Source organism: Kitasatospora sp. GP82, from assembly GCF_029892105.1.
Lineage (GTDB): Bacteria > Actinomycetota > Actinomycetes > Streptomycetales > Streptomycetaceae > Kitasatospora.
The window spans coordinates 52,336-73,395 of sequence record NZ_JARZAJ010000028.1; the positions used below are offsets into that span (position 1 = coordinate 52,336).

General features: G+C 71.0%; 18 protein-coding genes. 11 read left to right on the forward strand and 7 right to left on the reverse strand.

The genetic code is table 11. From position 1 onward, the window contains the following. Positions 1-11: 11 nt before the first annotated feature. Entirely contained in the window at positions 12-440 is a 429-nt protein-coding gene (locus tag P3T39_RS26050; RefSeq protein ID WP_280701378.1) for a hypothetical protein, read from the reverse strand. A gap of 205 nt (positions 441-645) precedes the next feature. On the opposite strand from P3T39_RS26050, the gene P3T39_RS26055 reads away from it, so the two are divergent. Next, positions 646-855, forward strand: a complete 210-nt coding sequence (locus P3T39_RS26055; RefSeq protein ID WP_280701379.1) for a hypothetical protein — start codon at positions 646-648, stop codon at positions 853-855. Positions 856-1,147: 292 nt separating this feature from the next. On the opposite strand, the gene P3T39_RS26060 is transcribed toward P3T39_RS26055, so the two are convergent. The 5 genes from P3T39_RS26060 to P3T39_RS26080 all read right to left on the reverse strand — a co-directional run bounded on the left by P3T39_RS26060 (position 1,148) and on the right by P3T39_RS26080 (position 5,952). Then, complete coding sequence (locus P3T39_RS26060) at positions 1,148-2,017, reverse strand: class II glutamine amidotransferase (protein ID WP_280701380.1); 870 nt, start codon at positions 2,015-2,017, stop codon at positions 1,148-1,150. A gap of 232 nt (positions 2,018-2,249) precedes the next feature. Then, positions 2,250-3,161 carry a DJ-1/PfpI family protein gene (locus tag P3T39_RS26065; protein ID WP_280701381.1) on the reverse strand — a complete coding sequence of 304 codons (912 nt, stop codon included), beginning with the start codon at positions 3,159-3,161 and terminating at the stop codon, positions 2,250-2,252. 10 nt (positions 3,162-3,171) lie between these two features. Continuing rightward, complete coding sequence (locus P3T39_RS26070) at positions 3,172-3,771, reverse strand: isochorismatase family protein (protein WP_280701382.1); 600 nt, start codon at positions 3,769-3,771, stop codon at positions 3,172-3,174. A gap of 350 nt (positions 3,772-4,121) precedes the next feature. Beyond that, complete coding sequence (locus tag P3T39_RS26075) at positions 4,122-4,268, reverse strand: hypothetical protein (RefSeq protein WP_280701383.1); 147 nt, start codon at positions 4,266-4,268, stop codon at positions 4,122-4,124. Between the two features lie 145 nt (positions 4,269-4,413). Continuing rightward, a complete protein-coding gene (locus P3T39_RS26080) occupies positions 4,414-5,952 on the reverse strand; it encodes an AMP-binding protein (RefSeq protein ID WP_280701384.1) in 1,539 nt (512 codons plus the stop codon). 741 nt (positions 5,953-6,693) lie between these two features. Between P3T39_RS26080 and P3T39_RS26085 the strand changes: the two genes are divergently transcribed. Together P3T39_RS26085 and P3T39_RS26090 are read left to right on the forward strand one after the other, a co-directional pair. After that, positions 6,694-9,168, forward strand: a complete 2,475-nt coding sequence (locus tag P3T39_RS26085; protein ID WP_280701385.1) for a GH92 family glycosyl hydrolase — start codon at positions 6,694-6,696, stop codon at positions 9,166-9,168. A 184-nt stretch (positions 9,169-9,352) separates the two neighbouring features. After that, positions 9,353-11,224: a Xaa-Pro dipeptidyl-peptidase gene (locus P3T39_RS26090; RefSeq protein ID WP_280701415.1), complete on the forward strand. Its 1,872-nt coding sequence runs from the start codon at positions 9,353-9,355 to the stop codon at positions 11,222-11,224. 108 nt (positions 11,225-11,332) lie between these two features. Here the strand turns inward: P3T39_RS26090 and P3T39_RS26095 are convergent, their stop codons facing one another. Further along, positions 11,333-11,839 (reverse strand): MarR family transcriptional regulator, encoded by a 507-nt coding sequence (locus tag P3T39_RS26095; RefSeq protein ID WP_280701386.1) that lies wholly within the window; start codon positions 11,837-11,839, stop codon positions 11,333-11,335. 91 nt (positions 11,840-11,930) lie between these two features. On the opposite strand from P3T39_RS26095, the gene P3T39_RS26100 reads away from it, so the two are divergent. From P3T39_RS26100 to P3T39_RS26135, 8 genes are all read left to right on the forward strand, one after another. Continuing rightward, positions 11,931-12,779, forward strand: coding sequence for an alpha/beta hydrolase (locus P3T39_RS26100; RefSeq protein ID WP_280701387.1), 849 nt, complete (start codon positions 11,931-11,933; stop codon positions 12,777-12,779). 275 nt (positions 12,780-13,054) lie between these two features. Next, positions 13,055-13,840, forward strand: coding sequence for a crotonase/enoyl-CoA hydratase family protein (locus P3T39_RS26105; protein WP_280701388.1), 786 nt, complete (start codon positions 13,055-13,057; stop codon positions 13,838-13,840). Between the two features lie 166 nt (positions 13,841-14,006). After that, positions 14,007-14,558 (forward strand): YceI family protein, encoded by a 552-nt coding sequence (locus P3T39_RS26110; protein WP_280701389.1) that lies wholly within the window; start codon positions 14,007-14,009, stop codon positions 14,556-14,558. A gap of 84 nt (positions 14,559-14,642) precedes the next feature. Then, on the forward strand, positions 14,643-15,596 hold the full coding sequence (locus P3T39_RS26115; RefSeq protein ID WP_280701390.1) for a ribokinase: 954 nt from the start codon (positions 14,643-14,645) through the stop codon (positions 15,594-15,596). Positions 15,597-15,766: 170 nt separating this feature from the next. After that, positions 15,767-17,476, forward strand: coding sequence for a hydrogenase maturation protein (locus P3T39_RS26120; protein WP_280701391.1), 1,710 nt, complete (start codon positions 15,767-15,769; stop codon positions 17,474-17,476). Positions 17,477-17,617: 141 nt separating this feature from the next. Further along, entirely contained in the window at positions 17,618-18,676 is a 1,059-nt protein-coding gene (locus P3T39_RS26125; protein ID WP_280701392.1) for a hydrogenase expression protein HypE, read from the forward strand. A gap of 103 nt (positions 18,677-18,779) precedes the next feature. Continuing rightward, positions 18,780-20,564 (forward strand): nickel-dependent hydrogenase large subunit, encoded by a 1,785-nt coding sequence (locus P3T39_RS26130; RefSeq protein WP_280701393.1) that lies wholly within the window; start codon positions 18,780-18,782, stop codon positions 20,562-20,564. Then, entirely contained in the window at positions 20,561-21,055 is a 495-nt protein-coding gene (locus P3T39_RS26135; protein ID WP_280701394.1) for a thioredoxin, read from the forward strand. The genes P3T39_RS26130 and P3T39_RS26135 overlap by 4 nt, the downstream gene beginning before the upstream one ends. Positions 21,056-21,060 lie beyond the last annotated feature (5 nt).

Consider the following 21,060-nt stretch of genomic DNA (forward strand, 5'->3'; position numbering starts at 1 on the left):
GTTCCTTGGACTCAACCGGTGACCCGGCAGCCGGCCGCCGCCCGGACCGCCGGTCCACCCGGCACCTGCAACGGGAGCGGCAGGCCGACCGCGCAGGTCAGCCGCGTACGGGCCTGGACGGCGAGGTGGTGGGCGTGGCGCAGGTGATGGCTGACCACCGGCCGCAGGGCGCAGCGCAGGCGGTCGGCCGCGTCCAGAACGTCGGCGGCCTGGTGGAGGAGGTCGGCGGCTGCGCGCATCCGGGGATCCGCGGCGCGGGAGCGGTCGATGGCGCAGATGCGGGCGAGGTGGGCGAGTTCACCGGTGCCGGGGTCGTCCAGGGCCGGGGCGCCCCACCAGAGGAGTTCGAGGGCGAGGGCCTCACGTGCCTGCGCCCCGCTCGGCCCGGCCAGCGCTGCGACCGCCACCGGCTGTTGATCATCGTCCACGACTCCGGCCATCCGCCGCGGTCTAGTTTTCCAACATCCATATTTGGTATGTGATCTGACTGTACGCCAGGCAGCGACGGCCATGGACATCACCGAGCGGTCGATGGAGGGCGCCCAGAAGGCGCAGTGGTGCAGTTCGGGGGAGCGGGGCGCACCCTACGGTTGACGGTCGATCAGGCCTGAAGGCCCATCGCGCCACAGGACACCGATCGGCACCGTGCCCACGGCGTACGGTGCCGATCTCTCCGGCGGCGATGTCTTCACCGTCGATCCGAACGGCGCCATCTACGAGCTGACGTCCGTTCCGACCGCCGCGTCGACCACCCCAGTGCCCATCACCTCCGTCACCTCGACCGGGAACACCTTCTACGGCGCGACGTCCGTTCAGGACAGCGGGAACTGCAACCTCCCGGCCGGCACCTGCTAACACCGTCGCGAAGTCGGTGTCACCGGCGGGCCCGGTGAACCAGGGCGACACCGTCACCTACACCGTGACCGTCAGGAACACCGGCACCACCCCCTCCCCCGGTACCTCCGCAGGCTTCAGCGACGACCTGTCGGCCGTCCTCAGCGACGCGGCCATCGTCCCCGGCCCCGTCACAGCCGGCGCCGGAAGTGCCGCCGTCCCGCTCCGGACGCCGACCATCACCAAGTCCGCGATCGAGGCCGACTTCCGGGCCCCGGGCGAGACGCTCCACTGCGGCCCGCCCCGTCACCCGTCAGGCTGCCTTCTGCGAGGCCGCCGCCTCCGGGCGCAGATCGGCGAGGGTGAGCCGGTTCGCCGGATCGTCGGGAAGCACGATCCGGCGGGTGACTTCGAGCTCCGGTCCGACGTGGAGCAACTCTCCCGGGTCCATCAGGCTCCAGTGCGGGTTGTCGTCCATCCGTTCACTGGCGACCACGACCGCGGGGGCCTTGCTCAGGTCGCGGGAGCGGACCCGCAGGCGGCCGCCAGTGCCGGCGTGGTCCAGGTGCCGGTCGCCGTGGTGTCCACCGCCGGGACGCTGGAGCACGTAGAACTCGTGGGTGTCGGGATAGCGAAACGCCCACAGTTCCTTCGGGGTGGTGAGGATGAGGTTGAGGGAGTAGACGGGGAGGTTCCGGGCGATCCAGCGGGCAGCGGTTTCGATGCCGGCCGTGATGTCACCGCCGTTCGCGCTGATTTCACGGGTGATCAGGGCGAAGAAGCGTTCGGAATCGGTGTCGCCCTCGACCAGCGCCAGGTTCTCGCCCAGGTGCCCGTCGAGGGTGTCGAGGCCCTCGATCACCCCGTTGTGGGCGAACAGCCGCCCGTCCTGGACGAAGGGGTGGGTGTTGCGGACTTGCAGACTGCCGGTGGAGGCGAAGCGGACGTGCGCGAGGAAGGTGACGGAGTGGACCAGTCTGGCCTCTTCGGCGAAGCAGCGGTCCTCGTAGGCGGCGATGGGCGCTTTGTGCACCTGCGGAGTGCCGTCGGCGTCGAAGTAGCCCAGCCCCGTCCCGTCAGGGTCACGGTGGCTCTGGTCGCTGAGGCTGTCAGGGGCGTCCAGTAGCCAGAAGGTCGCGCGGGTACGCCGCGGTGCGCTGCTCAGACCGAACAAGCGGCACATCTCGGACTCCTCCTCTGTTCGCCTGCATCGGCCGACCGGTCCGACGCCTTGTCTCTCACCCTGGGCTGCCCCGGGCGGGGCCGTGCCGAACCCGGTCGGTGGCAGCCGGGGTACCGGAGCCGATGTCCAGCCAGCCTAGAGCCTCCGGCAGTTGGGCGGCGGCGACGCGGCGGCATACGGGAACGCGGGCGACGACGGCCGTCCACGCCACCGCCCGCTGGGCTGCCGCCGGTCAGGTTGCGCGGGCGCGCAGCCGGCGCAGCATGCGCGGGTCGTCGAAGCCGACCGAGCGGGCGGCAGCGGCGGCTGTCGCCCCGTGGCTGATGAGGTGTTCGGCGCGTTCGAGGCGGAGGGTCTGCTGGTAGCGCAGCGGGGTGAGGCCGCCGGTGGCGCGGCTGAAGAGGCGGGTGAGGGTGCGTTCGCTCACGCCCACGGCCGAGGCCAGGGCGGGCAGCGGCAGGGGCTGGTCGAAGCGGGCGTCGATGAGGTCCTGGGCGCGGTGCACGGTGTCGTCGAGGTGGGATCGGTGCCGGAGCATCGCGCTGGTCTGCGGTTCGTCGCCGTTGCGCCGGGCGTAGACCACCATGTCCCTGGCCACCTGGGCGGCGACGGCGGGGCCGTGCCTGGTCGCGATCAGATGCAGTGCCAGATCTATGCCGCTGGCGATACCTGCCGAGGTGACCACCCGGTCGTCGGTGGTGAAGAGGACGTCGCGGACGACCACTGCCCCGGGGTGACGCAGGGCCAGCTCGTCCTGCACATCGTGGTGGGTGGTGCAACGGCGGCCGTCGAGCAGACCGGCCCGACCGAGCGCCTCGGCTCCGGCGCAGACGCTGGCGACGGTGCCGCCCCTGGCGTGGTGGTCCCGGAGGACCTGCAAGGAGGCGGCACCGATGGCGGGACCGTCCGTCAGGGTGAGCGTCCGCCAGCCCGGCACCACGATCAGGTCGTCGGGGCCGAGGTCGGGCCAGTCCAGCCGGGCGACCAGCGGCAGCCCCTGGGCGGTGGGGACCAGTGTCTGTTCGGCGATGTAGCTGAGGGTGTAGGGGTGCCCGAAGTCGGAGGCTGTGGAGAAGACCTGGGCGGGGCCGGCCAGGTCCAGCAGATGTACTCCGGGCACCAGCAGGAAGGCGATGTGGTTCACGATCCGGTCATCATGCCCGAGGGAGTGCCGCGGCCTCCAGCTGGTCCACGGTGGCGATGGTGGCGAAGCGGCCGGCGAGGGCGTACTCGGTGCGCCGGATGATCTCGTCGGTGCCCAGGGTGCGGGGGTCCGACAGCAGTTCGGCGGCGCTCTGGTGGGCGGGAGCGCCGCGGTGCGGGATTGGGTGGGTCGCGGTGGCGTCGATGACGAAGGTGACCGAGAAGCCGAAGTCGCTCGCGATGCGGGTGGTGGTCTCCACGCACTGCTCGGTACGGAGGCCGCAGACGGTGAGCTCGTGGATGCCGCGCTCGGTGAGGAGTTGCTGCAGGTTGGTGGTGGTGAAGGCGTTGTGGGAGGTCTTGTGGATCAGCGGTTCCCCGTCCCGGCGCTCCAGCTCTTCCATCAGCCGGACATGGCCGAGGGCGGGGTCGAAGGTGTTGCCGGTGCCGGGCTCGCAGTGCAGCACCCACACCACGAGGTCGCCCGCCCGGCGGGCGAGCCGCACCAGGCGGTCCACCTGGTGGGCGATCTTCGGGTCGGAGACGGTCTCCCACAGCGGACGGACGCGGAAGGATTCCTGGACATCAATGACGATCAGTGCTCGGGTCATGTCCCCGAGTCTGATCCGTGCGAGCGGGGCGGCGACAGGCCGCATCGGGTCCGGGTGCGGACCGATCCGGTCAACCGGCTCACCGAGCGGCCCGGCCGAAAGCGGTCCGGGACCGCGAGCCGGCGCCGCCGGCCGTAGGAAACGTACGGCCCGGACGGTAGAGGACCGTCCGGGCCACACGTTGGGAGAGCGTCAGCGGGGCGACCTGCGGCACAAGTCCACGACAGCACCCGCGATTCCGCCAGGAGCGGCGGCGACGGCAAGCGGCCGCCGGCCGGCTCCGATCAGCACCGGCTCGGTCCGGCAGTCGGACCGGAGCCCGCGCCTCGATGGGCGGATCCCGGCAGCCCTCAGGCCGGACGCAGCCACTGCCCCCAATGCGTCGACGCATCGGCCTTGCGACAGCACGGCCGAGTGCATTCCTGCTCGTCGTCCTCCGGGTCGATGACGAACGTGTCCACGGCGCAGATCGTTCTGGGGATCTTCTCGCGATCCATCGCTACCCTCCCTTCCAAACGGGTTGACGGAGGATCACACTACATTCCGTCATCGGTCATGTACATGGTGCATCCGAGGATGTCGGAGAGAGCGTGAAGTCCCCACCCGCCCGGCCGGTGCGCGGACGGCTTCGGGACGGGAGGATCAGGCCGTCGGATTCTCGGCGTTGCGGCGCAGCAGCTTCTTGTCCGGCTTCCCGACATCGGTCAGCGGCAGCTCGGTGGCGAAGGTGATCCGGGCCGGCTCGTACATGGCGCCCCGCTCGTTGCGCACCAGCTCGCGGAGCTGCTGCTCGTCGATCCCGCTGCCCGGCACCGGCACGACGACGGCGCGCACCTGCTCCATGCGGTCGGCGTCGGGGACCCCGAAGACGGCACTCTGCAGCACCTGGGGGTGGGAGTTGAGCAGGTCCTCCAACTCCGTGGTGTAGACGTGGCCGCCCACGACGATGATCATGTCCTTCAGCCGGTCGACGACCGTGAGGTAGCCCTCCTCGTCCAGGTGGCCGAGGTCCCCGGTGTGCAGCCAGCCGTCCCGCAGCACCTCGGCGGTCAGCTCGGGCTGCTTCCAGTACCCCTGCATGACACTGGTGGACCGTACGCAGATCTCGCCGAGCTCACCGGCGGGCAGGTCGTTGCCGGACTCGTCGCGGATCACCACCTCCACCCCGGGAAGCACCTTGCCGGCGGACCGCAGCCGCTCCGGCCGGTCCGGATCGTGCTCCTCCGCGGCCAGGGTGCTGATGCCGCCGGCCTCGTTCTGGCCGTAGAACTGGAACAGCACCGGGCCGAGCCGGCGCACCGCGTCGGCAAGCCGCACGGGGGACGCCTGGCAGCCGCCGTAGACCAGGTTGCTCAGGCTGGAGGTGTCCCGGTGGGCGATGTCGGGGTGGTCCAGCAGCTGGTAGAGCAGGGGCGGCAGCAGGAAGAGCCGGGTGATCCGCTCGCGCTCGATCGCGGCCAGCACCTCGCCGGGCTCGAAGTCGTCCAGCAGCACCACCGTGCCACCGGTGGAGAGGGTGAGGTCGACGAGATGCCCCGCGGCGTGCGCGAGCGTGGTGCAGACCAGTTGACGGTGGTCCTCCTGCTGCATCTCGTCGAGCTGCTCGCGGAAGCCACCCACCTGCTCGAAGGAGGTGCAGATCCCCTTCGGGTGGCCGGTGGTGCCGCCGGTGTGGCGGATCGAGCACACGTCCTCGGGTCGGGCCAGGCTCTGGAACGGCTCGGCGGACTCCCGTGCCGCCAGCTCCAGCAGGTCCTCCCCCACCTTCGCGGGGCCGAGGAGCAGGACGTCCGCCACCTCGACCTGGGCGATCAGCTCGGCCGCCCGCTCCGCGTACCGGGGGTCGACGATCAGCGCACGGGTCTCGACGTCCCCGACGATCGCGGCCTGCACCTCGGCCGACAGCTTGTTGTACAGGTGGTTGACCTGGCAACCGATCAGGTTGGCCGCGTAGCGAGCGGCAATGGTCTCCGGCAGGTTTCCGCTCAGCAGGGTGACGGTCTGTCCGCGACCGATCCCCCGTGCCCGAAGGGCGCGGGCCATCCGGTAGACGAGATCACGGAGCTCCCCCGCGGTGATGCGCCGCCCATCGTGGACGACGGTCTCCCGCTCGGGCCGTTCCCCCAGCGAGTCGAGGTTCCTCTCCACATAGGTTCGGAAGTGCTGCGTAGCGCTGGTCATACGTCATTCCCCTCCTGGCGTCGACGCACGAGTCCCCTGCGCCGACTGATCGTAGGTCGGTGGTCGCAACCGGGTCTGACGGGCCGCCAGGACGACTGGCCATCCCCTTGGCCCAGCCCGTCAACTTAGTTGCCCGGAGCAACCATACGTATGGTAATCAGTTCTTAACACAAGATCAAGCCGCCTGGTGACAGACCGGTGACTCACTGTGCGTATTCATTGAAACCCCCGACTGACGGCCGAAGGAAGGGCCGGCGAAGTCCGGCTGCACGACGGCTGCGTGGACGGCACCCGAGCCCGGTCTCGCATTCAGGCCCAGATCGGAAGCTCCGTGCCCCACCGGCCGGCAGCGACGCCGCCGGCCCCTTCGTACGACACTCCACGGACCAGTTCGGGCCTGCCCCCGAGGGCGGCCCAGGCGTGTGCGGTCGCTGCGTCCTCCGTCCGCGTCATACGGACATTGTGCTGGCGCTCCAGGAGCCGCCCGCGGCCGGGTCGTCGCCGATCGGGAGCGGGACGCCGTCGCGCCTCGGATCCGTGCCGGGCGCACACCGGCCGGCTGTACCGCCGTCAGAGGTCCGGAGTGGCCGGGCCTTTCTGCGGGGTGGCGTCCGACCCGGTTCGCGGGCGGAGCGATTGCGGGCCCCGGGCGTGTGCATCCGGCATGTTCGCGTCCGCCGAGGGCAGGATCGAACGGCTACGCCCAGCTGACCCAGCGTCAGCCGCGCCCCAGGGAGAGACATGCCGTTGCGCCGCAGTCAACGCCACCGTCCCCGGTCCGGCAGCCGCCGCATCGGGCGGGCCGTGGTGTCCGCCGCACTGGTGATGATCGGCCTGTCCCCGGCCGCACCCGCATCGGCGGACACCGCGCCCGCGCCGGTCGAGCAGCCTTCGGCTCCGGTCAACCCGCTGATCGGCACCCTGCACGGCGGTATGACCTTCCCCGGACCTGCCGCCCCGTTCGGCATGGTCCAGCTGAGCCCGGACACCCTGGGCCCCGGCGGTGCCGGCTACGGCTACTCCTACGCGCACGACACGATCACGGGTTTCAGTCAGACACACCTCTCCGGCGCCGGCTGCTACGTCAACGGCGAGGTGCCGATCCTGCCCACCACCGGCGCCGTCACCTCCTCGGACCCGTCGGTGTACGCCACGCGCTTCAGCCACGCCGACGAGCAGGCCTCGGCCGGCTACTACCGGGTGGGCCTGGCCAACGGCGTGAACGCCGAGCTGACGGCCACCGCGCGCACCGGCTGGCAGCGGTACACCTTCCCCGCGGGCAGCCGGGCCAATGTGCTGGTCAACACCGGCTACGCCCATATGCCGGTGGACAGTTCGGAGTTCCATGTGGTCGGTGACCGGACCGTCGAGGGGAAGGTGACGGACGGCCGGTTCTGCGGCAGCACCAGCGACCGCCACACCCTCTACTTCACGGCCGCCTTCGACCGGCCCTTCACCTCCTTCGGCACCTGGCGAGGCAGCACTCTCACACCCGGCTCCCGGGACTCCGCCGGCACGGGCGGCGCCCACGGCAGCGGCGGTTGGCTCACCTTCGGCACCGACACGGACCGCCAGGTCGTCGCCAAGGTCGGGATCTCCTACACCGGGATCGACGGCGCGCGCCGGAACCTGGCGGCGGAGACCCCCGACTACGACTTCGACCGGACGCGCCGGGCACTGACCGCGGACTGGGACCGGCAGCTTCGCTCGGTGCGGATCGGCGGTGCGGACCACGACCACAAGGCGGCCTTCTGTACCGCGCTCTACCACGCGCTGCTGCACCCCAACCTGATCGGCGACGTCGACGGGCGCTACCCCGGCGCCGACGGGAGGATCCACACCGCGACCGACTGGACGCCGTACGCCAACTTCTCCCTCTGGGACACCTCGCGTACCCAGAACCAGCTCCTGGAACTGCTCACCCCGACGGTCGCCCGCGACATCGACCTGTCCCTGCTAGCGATCCACCGTGAGAGCGGCTGGCTGCCGCGGTGGTCGCTGGAGAACAGCGAGACCGGAGTCATGACCGGCGACCCGGTCACCCCCTTCCTGGTCGACGGCTGGTCAAAGGGGCTGCTGGCAGGGCACGAGGAGGAGGCCTACCAGGCCCTGTTGCAGAACGTCACCCAAGTGCCGCCCGCCGACTCGCCCTTCAGCGGACGGAGCGGCAATCCCCAGTACACCAGGCTCGGTTACGTGCCCTACCTCGGCGCCAACGGCTGCCCCGGCAAGAACGGCCAGGACAACGACTGCCAGCACCCGGTCTCGGCAACCCTGGAGTACGCGGCGGCCGACGCCTCCCTCGCGCTGATGGCCGAGGCCCTCGGCCACCACGCGGACGCCGCCCTGCTCACCGCCCGGGGACAGAACTACCGCACGCTGTGGAACGCCGGCACCGGCTTCTTCGGACCGCGCAACCCCGACGGCAGTTGGGTGTCCCGCTACGACCCGGTCTCCGGCTTCGAGAACGGCGACAGCAACCAGACCGCCTTCCACGAGGGCGGCGGCTGGCAGTACCGGTGGCTGGTGCCGCAGGACCCGGCCGGGCTCATCGGCCTGCTGGGCGGCAACGACGCGGCCACCGCCGGACTCGACTCCTTCTTCGCCTACCCCCGGCTGCTCGCCGACCCCGCCGGGGCGGCCCGGTCGGCCTGGGTCTACGGTGCCACCGACTACTTCGGCAGGACCGCCTACGACCCCAACAACGAACCCGACCTGCTGTCCCCGTACCTCTACCTGTGGACCGGCAGGCCCGATCGGACCGCGACCGTCACCCGGGCCGCCGAAACCCTCTTCACCAACAGCCCCGACGGCATCACCGGCAACGACGACCTGGGCACCATGTCCGCCTGGTACGTCCTGACCGCCCTCGGGCTGTACCCCGGCGCCGCCGGGACCGGGACCTACCTGCTCACCGCCCCGCAGTTCCCCCTCGCCTCGGTCACCGTCGGACCGTTCGGCGACCGCCAGGGCGGCACCGTGGTGATCTCCGCGCCCGGCGCCGACCAGGACACCCGCTACGTCGTCGGAGCCGATGTCAACGGTCGACCCTGGAAGCGGACTTGGCTCACCCAGTCCTCGCTCGCCCACGGCGCCCGGCTCGACTACCGGCTCGCCTCCTCCCCCCGCAGCTGGGGCACCGGCCCGGCCGATGCCCCTCCTGCGGCCACGGTTCCCGGCAGCACCGCCACCGCCACGCTGCACCTCCCGCAGTGAGCCGCCGTCCGGCGAGACGGCCCGATGGGCGGCGAATTGGTTCCGGCTCGTAAATTCTTGTCTGCGACTTGTCAAAACCCTTCTGAGAGACCGCCACCCGGACGTACCTTCGTGCGCTGTGAATACCCGCCGATCCCGCCCGTTCGCCGTCGTCACCACGCTCCTCGCCGCGCTCACCGTGGCGTTGCTCGGCCCCACGGCCGCGTACGCGAGCACCGCAGGCACCGTCCGAAAGGGCGTCAGCCAGCCCGTCTACTCCTACGCCAACGCCGTCCGTGAGACGGTCTGGGTCGACACCGGTCTCGACGGTGACGGCAACGGCCGCACCGACCGGGTCGCCGCCGACATCATCCGGCCCGGCGAGCCGGCCGCAGCCGGCCTGAAGATCCCGGTCATCATGGACGCCAGCCCCTACTACTCCTGCTGCGGGCGCGGCAACGAGTCCCAGCTCAAGACCTATGACTCCAAGGGCAGACCGGTCCAGTTCCCCCTCTACTACGACAACTACTTCGTCCCGCGCGGCTATGCCGTGGTCCTGGTCGACCTGGCCGGCACCAACCGCTCCGACGGCTGCGTGGACGTCGGCGGCCCCTCGGACGTCACCTCGGCCAAGGCCGTGATCGACTGGCTCAACGGCCGCGCCCGCGGCTACAGCACCCGTACCGGCGGCAGCACCGTCAGGCCGACCTGGGCCAACGGCTCCGTCGGAATGATCGGGAAGTCCTGGGACGGAACGATCGCCAACGGCGTCGCCGCGACCGGCGTGCAGGGCCTGAAGACCATCGTGCCCATCTCCGCGATCAGCTCCTGGTACGACTACTACCGCTCAAGCGGGTCCCCGCTCTACAGCGGCACCCCCGCCGACCTCGCCGGTGAGGTGGAGAGTTCGGCCGCCGCGTCGCACTGCTCCGCCGTGCAGAACGCACTCGCCGCCGGATCGCCGTACAACGGCGACTGGACCGCCCTGTGGCAGCAGCGCGACTACGTCGCCAACGCGGCGAAGGTACGCGCCAGTGTCTTCGTGGTGCACGGGATGCAGGACCTCAACGTCCGCGACATCAACTTCTCGCAGTGGTGGACGGCACTGGCCACCACCGGTGTCGACCGCAAGATCTGGCTCTCCCAGACCGGCCATGTCGATCCGTTCGACTACCGGCGCGGCGCCTGGGTGGACACCCTGCACAACTGGTTCGACCACTACCTCCTGGGCGTCGACAACGGCATCCAGAACGGCCCCGTCGCCGACGTCGAGCGCTCCCCCGACCAGTGGACCCAGGACCGGACCTGGCCCGCGCCGGGCACCGTGACCAGCACGCTCAACCTCACACCCGGTGCGCTCACCACGGCACCGGGCAGCGGCACCGCGAGCTTCACCGACGACCCGTCCCGCGGCGAGAACGACTGGGCCGCCGACGCCGATCTCAGCACTCCCGACAAGACCGCCTTCACCACCGGCACGCTCACCCGGGATCTGCGGATGTCGGGCGACGGCTCCATCACCCTGACCGCCACACCGTCCACCGACAGCGCGCACCTGAGCGCGGTGCTGGTCGACCTCGGCCCCGCGACCATCCGCAACTACCAGGGCTCCGGCGAAGGCATCGGCAACCTGGCCACCCGCTCCTGCTGGGGCGACAGCACCGCCGGCGACAGCGCCTGCTTCCTGGACACCGCGGCCGACACCGCCCAGGTGGACTACACCGTCTTCAGCCGCGGCTGGGCCGACCTCGGCCACTACGCCGGACTGGACCGGAGCGTCTCACTCACGCCGGGCCAGACGTACTCGATCACCTTCAAGCTCGCCGGGACCGACCACGTCGTGCCCGCCGGACACCGCCTCGCCCTGATCGTGGCCGGAACGGACAACGGCCTGATCGACCCGCCCTCCACCACACCCACCGTCGCCCTCGACCTGGCCAAGTCCTCGGTGCAGCTGCCGCTGGCGGGCGGCGCCGGCAAGCTGCCGCACCTGTCCGAGCACGGCCGGGCCGCCGTGCTGCACGGCCTGCCCGCAGGCCGGTCCGGCACCGCCGCCCGCCCGGAGACCTTCCGGTAAGCCGCGTACACCCCGGACCCGCCCGGAGGATCGTCGAGCAACGGACGATCCTCCGGGCGGAATCACACGACGCCGCCGGAACGGGCGGGGTCTGTCGTCACCGACGGATCATCGAGGCCCTCGCTCCTTCTGCGGCGGGGGACTTGAGGCGGTCGCCTTCGAAGAGTCCCGCTGTGCGGCGAGGATCTGCTGCACGGTCAGCAAAAAGCGCTGGACCGTTGCCAGTTCCGTGTCGGAGAAGGTCCGCAGCTCGGCGACCATCTCCGTGATCAGCGGACCGAAGAACGACCACCCGAGGGCGACCGCCCGCTCGTCGACCTCCAGCAACACCCGGCGCCGGTCGCGGCTGTCCCGTACCCGCCGCACATGGCCGAGCCGCTCAAGGCGGTCGACGAGGGCCGTGGTACCCGCGGAGTTCAGGCCGAGCTGCCCGCCGAGCCGGCCGGGCGTCGCGGGGGTGTTCGACCGGGCCGCGTCCAACAGGCAGATCAGGGCGCGCAGATCGGTCGGGTGCAGCCCGTTGCGCTGCGCGAACTCGGCGCCGAGCAGGTCGAGTTCGACGGTGACCGCACGGAGCTGATGCACCACCTGCAGGCCGGGCTCTGCTTCGTCCATTCCGTACCACCCTTCACGATTCCGGTGCGGTGCACATAGTATCTCGCTCAGCGAGATACTCGCTCGGCAACCTATTTCCTGGGGGCGTCCCGTGTCCGAAGACCTGACTCGCTTTCACGCGGCGTACGACGCCGTCCTCGACCGCTGGCCCGTGCCCGTCGAGCGGCTGGACCTGACGTCGGCTTACGGCACCACCCGCGTCACCGCATGCGGCCCGGTGGACGGCGAGCCACTGGTTCTGCTGCACGGCGGCGGGACCACCTCGACGGTGTGGTTCGCCAATGCGGCCGACCTGAGCCGCACTCGGCGCGTCTACGCCGTCGACCGGATCGGTGAGGCAGGCCGCAGCGTGCCCGGGGAGCGCCCCATCCGGTCCGTCGACGATCTCCTCGACTGGCTGGACGGCGTGCTCGACGGCCTCGGCCTGGACCGGACCGACCTGTGCGGGCACTCGTACGGCGGATGGATCGCCCTCACGTACGCGCTGCGCGCACCAAAACGGGTCCGCAGGCTCGCCCTCCTCGAGCCCACCCAGTGCTTCGCCGGGTTCAAGCCCGGGTACCTGCTGCGCGCCCTTCCGATGCTCGTACGGCCCACCGCCCAGCGGGCCCGCGCGTTCCTCGCCCGGGAGACGGACGGCGTGGAGGTCGACCCCGCCTGGCTGGACCTGTACGGGCTCGCGGCCGAGTTCCCGCACACCAAGGTCATCGTGGGCAGGCGCCCGCGGCCCCGGCAGCTGCGGGCCTCGGCCGTACCGACGCTGGTGCTGCTTGCCGGGGCCAGCAGGACACACGACATCCGGCGCGTCGAGGCGGTGGCGCGGCTGCACCTGCCGCACGTCGAGACCGCGGTACTCCCCGGGCTCGCGCACCACGGCGTCCCCTTCCTCCAGGCCTGTGCACTCGACCGCGCGATCCTCGGTTTCCTCGACAGGCCGTGACCCGGCGGCAGCGGGCTCCCGAGGGCGCGCGGCAGACCTCTCCCGACGCTCTTCAGGGGACGTGGAGCTCGCGACGGCGGGCGGCTTCCTGCTCATCGCCGGCTCCGCCCAGGAGATCCGCCGCCGGGTCCTAGGCGACGGCTGAGCAGCCTCGGATGCACTCGGCCGTGGCTCCGGCGTCCGCTCTCGCGGGCCTCTGGCCCACGGCTGCGCAGCGCGGCATGATGGCGGTCCCGGACGGCGGGGGCCGTCCCCAGAGGAGAGGACTGCGTGCGGTGGCAAACGAGCCGGTCAGGGTCGAACAGGCGGGACGGGTAAGGACGGTGATCCTCTCCCGCCCCGCCGCGCGCAACGCCGTGGACGGCGCCACCGCAGCCGCGCTCACCGCGGCGTTCGAGGACTTCGAGAAGGACGACACCGCCTCGGTCGCGGTGCTGTGGGGCGAGGGCGGCACCTTCTGCGCGGGTGCGGACCTCAAGGCCGTCGGGACCGAGCGGGCCAATCGCCTCGACGCCCGGGGCGCGGGTCCCATGGGACCGACCAGGCTTCGGCTGAGCAAGCCGGTGATCGCCGCCGTCGCGGGACACGCCGTCGCCGGAGGACTGGAGCTGGCCCTCTGGTGCGACCTCCGGGTGGCCGCCGAGGACGCCGTGTTCGGCGTGTTCTGCCGCCGTTGGGGAGTACCGCTCATCGACGGCGGCACCGTACGGCTGCCACGCCTGATCGGCACCAGCAGGGCGATGGACCTCATCCTCACCGGCCGGCCGGTGGACGCCGAGGAAGCCCATCGGATCGGCCTGGCCAACCGGGTCGTACCCACCGGTCGGGAACGTGCGGCCGCCGAGCAACTGGCCTCCCAGCTCAGCCACTTCCCGCAGACCTGTCTGCGCCACGACCGGCTGTCGGTGCTCGAACAGGACGGGCTGCCGGAGGCCCACGCCATGGCCAACGAGTGGCGTCACGGCGCCGTCTCGCTCGCGGCCGACACCACGGCCGGAGCGGCCCGCTTCACGGCCGGAGCCGGACGCCACGGCTCGTTCGACCACACCCGCACGGACTGACGGGCCGTCGGCATCCCGCACGTGACGACCGCTGACCCGGACGGATGACCCGTCGGGCGCGGTGGTGAGCGCCCCCGCCCGCCGGTGCCTAGCGTGGGCGGGCGCGACCGCCGCACCCGCAGTCGCATCCGAGCGATGCTCCCTACCACCTTGAAGGACAGGTGACATGACGACCTCACTCGACGAACTGACCGGCTCGTACGTGCTGGATCCGGCCCACACCCGGATCGGCTTCGTGGCCCGGCATGCCATGGTGACCAAGGTCCACGGGGCGTTCAAGGAGTTCGAGGGCACCGCGCGGCTCGACGGAACGGACCCCACCCGCTCCTGGGCCAAGGTGACGATCAGTGCGGCGAGCATCGACACCGGGAATGAGCAGCGCGACGGCCATCTGCGCACCAACGACTTCCTCGACGCCCCGAACTTCCCCCAGATCACCTTTGTCTCCGCCGGCGTGGAGCGCCTGGGCGACACCGAGTTCCGTCTCAACGGCGAACTGACGATCAAGGACACCATCCGGCCGGTCGGCATCGACTTCGAGTACACCGGAAGCGCCCGCGACCCCTCCGGCAACTTCCGTGTCGGCTTCGAGGGTTCGGTGACCATCAGCCGCAAGGACTTCGGCATCACCTGGAACGCCCCGCTCGAAAGCGGCGGCGTACTCGTCGGCGACAAGGTCGTCCTGGAGTTCGACGTATCGGCGATCAAGCAGGAGTGACTCCGTTCCCGACAGCGTCGGCGGCCCGCCGCGCACTCCCAGGCCGTCGGAACGACGGGAACGGCGAGGGGGACAATGAGCGGCATGGACGAAAACGTGATCGTGGTCGGCAGTCTCAACATGGATCTCACCGTCCGGGTGCCACGGCTGCCCACCCCCGGCGAGACCGTCTCCGGGGCGGACGCCGTCCAGGGCGCCGGGGGCAAGGGAGCCAACCAGGCCGTCGCGGCCGCCCGCCTCGGTGGCCGGGTCCGCCTGGTCGGCCTGGTCGGTGACGACGGCTTCGGCAACGAGCTGCGGCACAACCTGCGCGCCGAGGGAGTCGACGAGAGGGCCGTCGGCACGCTGCCGGGCATCGCAACAGGCCTGGCCCTGATCGTCGTTCAGCAGGACGGCGAGAATGCCATCACCCTGGCTCCCGGAGCCAATCGGCAGTTGGACGAAGCCGCGCTGGCCCGGCTGACCGACGGCGACCCGGCCCGGTACGCGGCGCACGCCGACGTGATGCTGCTCCAGCTCGAAGTGCCGGTGACCACCGTGCTGGCGGCCGCCCGCAGCGCCCGCTCGGTGGGCGTACCGACCGTGCTCAACGCCGCCCCGCTGCCGCCGTTCGACCAGCACCTGCGCGAACTCCTCGGCGAGAGCGACGTCCTGGTGGTCAACGAGACCGAGGCCGTCGCCCTGCTCGCGGGCGCAGGGCTCACCTCCGAGGACTCCTGGCCGCACCGTGCGGCCGCACTGCGCAGCCTCGGCCCCGATCTGGTGGTCATCACCCTGGGCGCGGCCGGCGCCGTCGCGGCGGACGGCGAAGGGCCACTGGCGCAGCCCGGCTTTCCGGTCGAGGCCGTCGACACCGTCGGGGCCGGCGACTCGTTCTGCGCCGGACTGGCCTTGGCCCTGGCCGCCCGAAGCACACCGGCAGAGGCGCTGCGCCGCGCCTGCGCGGCCGGGGCACTCGCCACCGTCGGAACCGGCGCCCAGGCCGCGCTGCCCACCACGGCCGAGGTCGACCACCTCATCGCCTCGTCGGCGAACTGAGCCGATCCGTCGCGGCGCTCTCTCTCGGCGGACCCGTCGACGCGGCAACTGCGCGTGGTCGCGGGCGGCGGGCGGACCGGCCGATCGGGTGACCCCGCAGCCGGGGCTCGGCCGGGCGGCGGATCGCGTGCGTCACGATCCGTAGCAGGCCGGGCGACCCGGAGGTCGAAATGCGGATTCTGCTCGTCGCGAGCGCGTTCAACAGTCTGACTCAGCGTGTCTTCGCCGAACTGCGCGAGCGCGGGCACCTGATGGCGGTGCACCTGGGCCCCGGGGAGGAGCCGCTGCGCGAGGCCGTTCGCCGCCACGCGCCGGACCTCCTGCTGGCGCCCATGCTGAAGTCCGTCATCCCCAGGGACATCTGGTCCGCGCACACCTGTCTGGTCGTCCACCCGGGTCCGCCGGGCGACCGTGGCCCGTCCTCGCTGGACTGGGCCGTTCACGAAGGCGCCGTGCGGTGGGGTGTGACGGTGCTTCAGGCGGACGAGGTGATGGACGGCGGCGCCGTCTGGGCGACGGCCGACTGCTCCATGCCTCCGGTGGGCAAGAGCGAGCTGTACCGCAACGAGGTGGCGGACGCCGCGCTGGAGGCAGTCCTGCTCGCCGTGGAGCGTTTCGCCTCCGGCACGTACGAGCCGCGCCCGCAGCGCGGCCCGGCCTGGCACGCCGCCGACCACACCCGGCCGTACTTCGCTCAAGGCCTGCGGCGTATCGACTGGGCGAGGGAGCCGACGGCCGCGGTGGTGCGCAAGCTGCGGGCGGCGGACTCCCAGCCCGGGGTGCTGGACCGGCTCCTCGGCGGCGAGTGGTATCTGCACGGAGGCCATCCCGAGGGCGAACTGCGCGGCCGCCCGGGCGAGTTGCTGGCGTCCCGGGCCGGCGCCGTCTGCCGGGCGACGGTGGACGGCGCGGTGTGGATCCCGGAGCTGCGGCCGCGCCGGGCACCCGGCAGCCCGGAGACGTTCAAGCTGCCCGCGACCCTCGCGCTGGCCCGGGTCCTCGGCGAGCGGGCGCCCCGGCTTCCCGAGCTGCCCGCCCCGCTGAGCCTGCCCGAGGGCCGCCGGACCTGGACGGACCTCGGCTACCGCGAGGACGGCCCGGTGGGCTTCCTGCACTTCTCCTTCCCCGGCGGTGCGATGAGCACCTCCCACTGCCGAAGGCTGCTGGACGCGTACCGCTTCGCCTGCTCCCGACCGACCTCCGTACTGGTCCTGGGCGGCGGGCGGGACTTCTTCTCCAACGGCATCCACCTCAATGTGATCGAGGCCGCGACCGACCCCGGACAGGAGTCCTGGGACAACCTCCAGGCGATGAACGACCTGGTGGCGGCCGTGCTCACCACGACCGACCGGCTGGTGGTCTCCGCGCTCGGCGGCAATGCGGCCGCGGGCGGCGCGATGCTGGCACTGGCCGCGGACGAGGTCTGGTGCCGTCACGGGGCGCTGCTCAACCCGCACTACCGTCTGATGGGCCTGCACGGCTCGGAGTACTGGACGTACACGCTGCCGCGCCGGGTCGGCGAGACCACGGCACGGCGGCTCACCGAGCAGGCGCTGCCCCTCACCGCCGGGGCGGCGCAGGAGCTGGGCCTGGTGGACCGGGTGATCCCGTGCGGCCCGCAGATCTTCGGCTCCGCGGTGGGGCGGTTCGCCGCTCTGCTGGCCGCCTCGGCACGGTTGCAGGAGCGGATCGCCGTGAAGAAGGCCGCCCGGGAGCGCGACGAGGCGGTCCGTCCGCTGGCCGGCCACCGGGCTGCGGAGCTGGACCTGATGCGGCGGAGCTTCTTCGAGCCCGGCGAGCCGTACCACGCCCTGCGGTCGGCCTTCGTACGCAAGCAGCCGGTCGTCGGTGCGCCACCGCAGCTGTCCGGGCTCCGCTGACTTCCCCGGACGGCTGCGCCGGGTGGCGCGGACGGCCGTAACCGTTTCGGCCCTCTCACCGGCGCATCGGTGCCAAGGGCCTGTTAGTAAGTCATTGGGTCCGTTATGCCGGGCTCATCCCCTTTTCGAGGAGGCATCCTCATGGCTACTGCAGAAGCGCCGGAGCGCACCAAGGCGCCCCCGGTGCACATTCTGTGGATCAACGCGGGCCTCAGCTGCGACGGTGACTCCGTCTCGCTGACCGCAGCGATGCAGCCGAGCATCGAGGAGATCGTCACCGGTGCTCTGCCCGGCCTGCCCGAGGTCGCGGTGCACTGGCCGCTGATCGACTTCGAGTGCGGCCCGGCGCAGGGCGCGGACAACTTCGTGGAGTGGTTCTTCAAGGCGGACCGGGGCGAACTGGAGCCGTTCGTCCTGGTTGTCGAGGGTTCCATCCCCAACGAGGCGATCAAGAAGGAGGGTTACTGGTGCGGCTTCGGTGACGACCCCGAGACGGGCCAGCCCATCACCACCAGCGAGTGGCTCGACCGCCTCTCGCCCAAGGCCACCGCCGTGGTCGCCATCGGCACCTGCGCCACCTACGGCGGCATCCACGCGATGGCCGGGAACCCGACCGGGGCCATGGGCGTGCCGGACTACCTCGGGTGGAACTGGAAGTCCAAGGCGGGCCTGCCGATCGTGTGCGTCCCCGGGTGCCCGATCCAGCCGGACAACTTCTCGGAGACGCTGACCTACCTGCTCTACCAGCTCGCCGGGGCCGCACCGATGATCCCGCTGGACGACAAGCTGCGCCCCACCTGGCTGTTCGGCGCGACCGTCCACGAGGGCTGCGACCGAGGCGGCTACTACGAGCAGGGGCAGTTCGCCACCGAGTACGGCACCCCGGAGTGCCTGGTCAAGCTCGGCTGCTGGGGGCCGGTGGTCAAGTGCAACGTCCCCAAGCGGGGCTGGATCAACGGGGTCGGCGGCTGTCCCAACGTCGGCGGCATCTGTATCGCCTGCACGATGCCGGGCTTCCCCGACAAGTTCATGCCGTTCATGGACGAGCCGCCCGGCAGCCGTGTCTCCGCCACCGCCAGCGGCGCGTACGGCACGGTGATCCGCCGACTGCGTTCGATCACGGCCCACACCGTGGACAAGGAACCGAAGTGGCGCCACACCGGGCGCAAGCTGACGACCGGTTTCCGCCCTCCCTGGTGACACCTCCGGCGCCGCACGCGTCCCGCGTGCGGCGCCCTTCGCTTGTCCGAAGAGCAGAAGACCTGAAGTCCCGAAGAACCTGAAGAAGGGCGCGACACAGACGATGGCACCGACGACGAGGGCGGCCGACGAAGGCAACGGCCTGGTGGAGATGTCCTGGGATCCGATCACCCGGATCGTGGGCAGTCTGGGAATCCACACGAAGATCGACTTCAAGCAGAAGCGCGTCGCGGAGTGCTACAGCACCTCGTCGGTCTTCCGCGGGTACAGCGTCTTCATGCGCGGCAAGGACCCGCGCGACGCGCACTTCATCACCAGTCGGATCTGCGGTATCTGCGGCGACAACCACGCGACCTGCTCGGTGTACACGCAGAACATGGCGTACGGGGTGAAGCCCCCTCACCTGGGCGAGTGGATCATCAATCTGGGCGAGTCGGCCGAGTACATGTTCGACCACAACATCTTCCAGGAGAACCTGGTCGGGGTCGACTACTGCGAGAAGATGGTCCGCGAGACCAACCCGGGCGTACTGGAACTCGCCGAGCGCACCGAGGCGCCGCACGCCGGGGACCACGGGTACCGGACCATCGCCGACATCATGCGCGCGCTCAACCCGATCGAGGGCGAGTTCTACCGCGAGGCGCTCCAGGTCAGCCGCTACACCCGGGAGATGTTCTGCCTGATGGAGGGCCGCCATGTGCACCCCTCCACGCTGTACGCGGGCGGTGTGGGCACGGTCGCCACCATCCAGCTCTTCACCGACTACCTGACCCGCCTGATGCGCTACGTCGAGTTCATGAAGCGGGTCGTCCCGCTGCACGACGACCTGTTCGACTTCTTCTACGAAGCGCTGCCCGGCTACGAGGAGGTAGGCCGCCGGCGCATCATGCTCGGCTGCTGGGGCGCTCTCAACGACCCCGACCACTGCGACTTCACGTACCGCAACATGACCGACTGGGGACGGAAGATGTACGTCACCCCCGGCATCATCGTGGACGGCAAGCTGGTCACCAACGACCTCACCGAGATCAACCTCGGCATCCGGATCCTGCTCGGCAGCTCCTACTACCAGGACTGGCAGGGGAAGGAGCAGTTCGTCACGCACGACCCGCTGGGCAACCCCGTGGATCCCAGACACCCGTGGAACCAGCACACCATCCCCGCCCCGCAGAAGCGGAACTTCGACGACAAGTACAGCTGGGTGATGTCCCCGCGCTGGTTCGACGGCAAGGACTACCTGGCGCTGGACACCGGTGGCGGCCCGATCGCCCGGCTCTGGTCCACCGCGCTGTCCGGGCTGGTCGACATCGGCTACGTCAAGGCGACCGGCCACAGCGTGCAGATCAACCTGCCGCGCACCATGACCAAGCCGGAGACCACCTTCGAGTGGAAGATCCCCCGGTGGAGCAACGCCCTCGAACGCAACCGCGCACGCACCTACTTCCAGGCGTACAGTGCCGCCGCCGCGCTGTACTTCACCGAGCGTGCGCTGGCCGAGGTCCGCGCCGGACGCACCCAGACCTGGGAGAAGTTCGAGGTGCCGGACGAGAGTATCGGCTGCGGCTTCACCGAGGCCGTGCGCGGCGTGCTCTCGCACCACATGGTGATCCGGGAGGGCAAGATCGCCAACTACCACCCGTACCCGCCGACCCCGTGGAACGCCAGCGTCCGCGACAGCTACGGCACACCGGGACCGTACGAGGACGCGGTGCAGAACACCCCGATCTTCGAGGAGAACAGCCCCGAGAACTTCAAGGGCATCGACATCATGCGGGCCGTGCGCAGCTTCGACCCCTGTCTGCCGTGCGGTGTGCACATGTACGTCGGCGGTGGCCGCACCGTGCAGAAGATGCATGTCCCCACCGGCCTGAGCGGGCTGGGCGGATGAGCGCGGAGCAGACCGGGCTGCGGGTGCAGGAGATGCTGGACTCACTGGCGGACTCCGGGCAGGCGGAAGCCGCCGAGGCGCTGGTGCGGGAGCTGATGGCCTTCTACGGCGCCGGTCTGGCCCGGCTCGTGGAGCTGCTCCCGCCGGGCGCGCTGGCCCCGCTGCTCGACGACCAGGCGGTGGCCGGGCTGCTGGTCCTGCACGAGCTGCACCCCGAGGACGTCGGCACCCGGATCGCGCGGGCGCTGTCCGCCCTGCCGGAACACCCCGTCGAGGTGGTGGACTTCGACCCCTCCCGGGGCAGGTTGACGATCCGTCAGCCGTCCGGCGGCGCGTGCGGCTGTGCGTCCACGGCGCAGGCCGCCGTGGAGGCCGTCGAGGCCCTGCTCTCCTGCCATGCCCCCGAGGTGGCGGCCGTGGAGCTGGAGCGGGCCCCCGGTCCGCTGCTGCAGATCGGCACCCGCCCGCCCGCCGTGGCGGAGGTCCGGTGAGCGTA

Excerpts from the sequence above, each read along its gene's own strand:
- P3T39_RS26050 (WP_280701378.1), bottom strand. The coding sequence starts at position 440 with ATGGCCGGAGTCGTGGACGATGATCAACAGCCGGTGGCGGTCGCAGCG.
- P3T39_RS26075 (WP_280701383.1), bottom strand. The coding sequence starts at position 4,268 with ATGGATCGCGAGAAGATCCCCAGAACGATCTGCGCCGTGGACACGTTC.
- P3T39_RS26085 (WP_280701385.1), top strand. The coding sequence starts at position 6,694 with ATGCCGTTGCGCCGCAGTCAACGCCACCGTCCCCGGTCCGGCAGCCGC.
- P3T39_RS26125 (WP_280701392.1), top strand. The coding sequence starts at position 17,618 with ATGGCTACTGCAGAAGCGCCGGAGCGCACCAAGGCGCCCCCGGTGCAC.
- P3T39_RS26130 (WP_280701393.1), top strand. The coding sequence starts at position 18,780 with ATGGCACCGACGACGAGGGCGGCCGACGAAGGCAACGGCCTGGTGGAG.
- P3T39_RS26120 (WP_280701391.1), top strand. The coding sequence starts at position 15,767 with ATGCGGATTCTGCTCGTCGCGAGCGCGTTCAACAGTCTGACTCAGCGT.
- P3T39_RS26110 (WP_280701389.1), top strand. The coding sequence starts at position 14,007 with ATGACGACCTCACTCGACGAACTGACCGGCTCGTACGTGCTGGATCCG.
- P3T39_RS26060 (WP_280701380.1), bottom strand. The coding sequence starts at position 2,017 with ATGTGCCGCTTGTTCGGTCTGAGCAGCGCACCGCGGCGTACCCGCGCG.
- P3T39_RS26135 (WP_280701394.1), top strand. The coding sequence starts at position 20,561 with ATGAGCGCGGAGCAGACCGGGCTGCGGGTGCAGGAGATGCTGGACTCA.
- P3T39_RS26070 (WP_280701382.1), bottom strand. The coding sequence starts at position 3,771 with ATGACCCGAGCACTGATCGTCATTGATGTCCAGGAATCCTTCCGCGTC.
- P3T39_RS26080 (WP_280701384.1), bottom strand. The coding sequence starts at position 5,952 with ATGACCAGCGCTACGCAGCACTTCCGAACCTATGTGGAGAGGAACCTC.
- P3T39_RS26115 (WP_280701390.1), top strand. The coding sequence starts at position 14,643 with ATGGACGAAAACGTGATCGTGGTCGGCAGTCTCAACATGGATCTCACC.
- P3T39_RS26095 (WP_280701386.1), bottom strand. The coding sequence starts at position 11,839 with ATGGACGAAGCAGAGCCCGGCCTGCAGGTGGTGCATCAGCTCCGTGCG.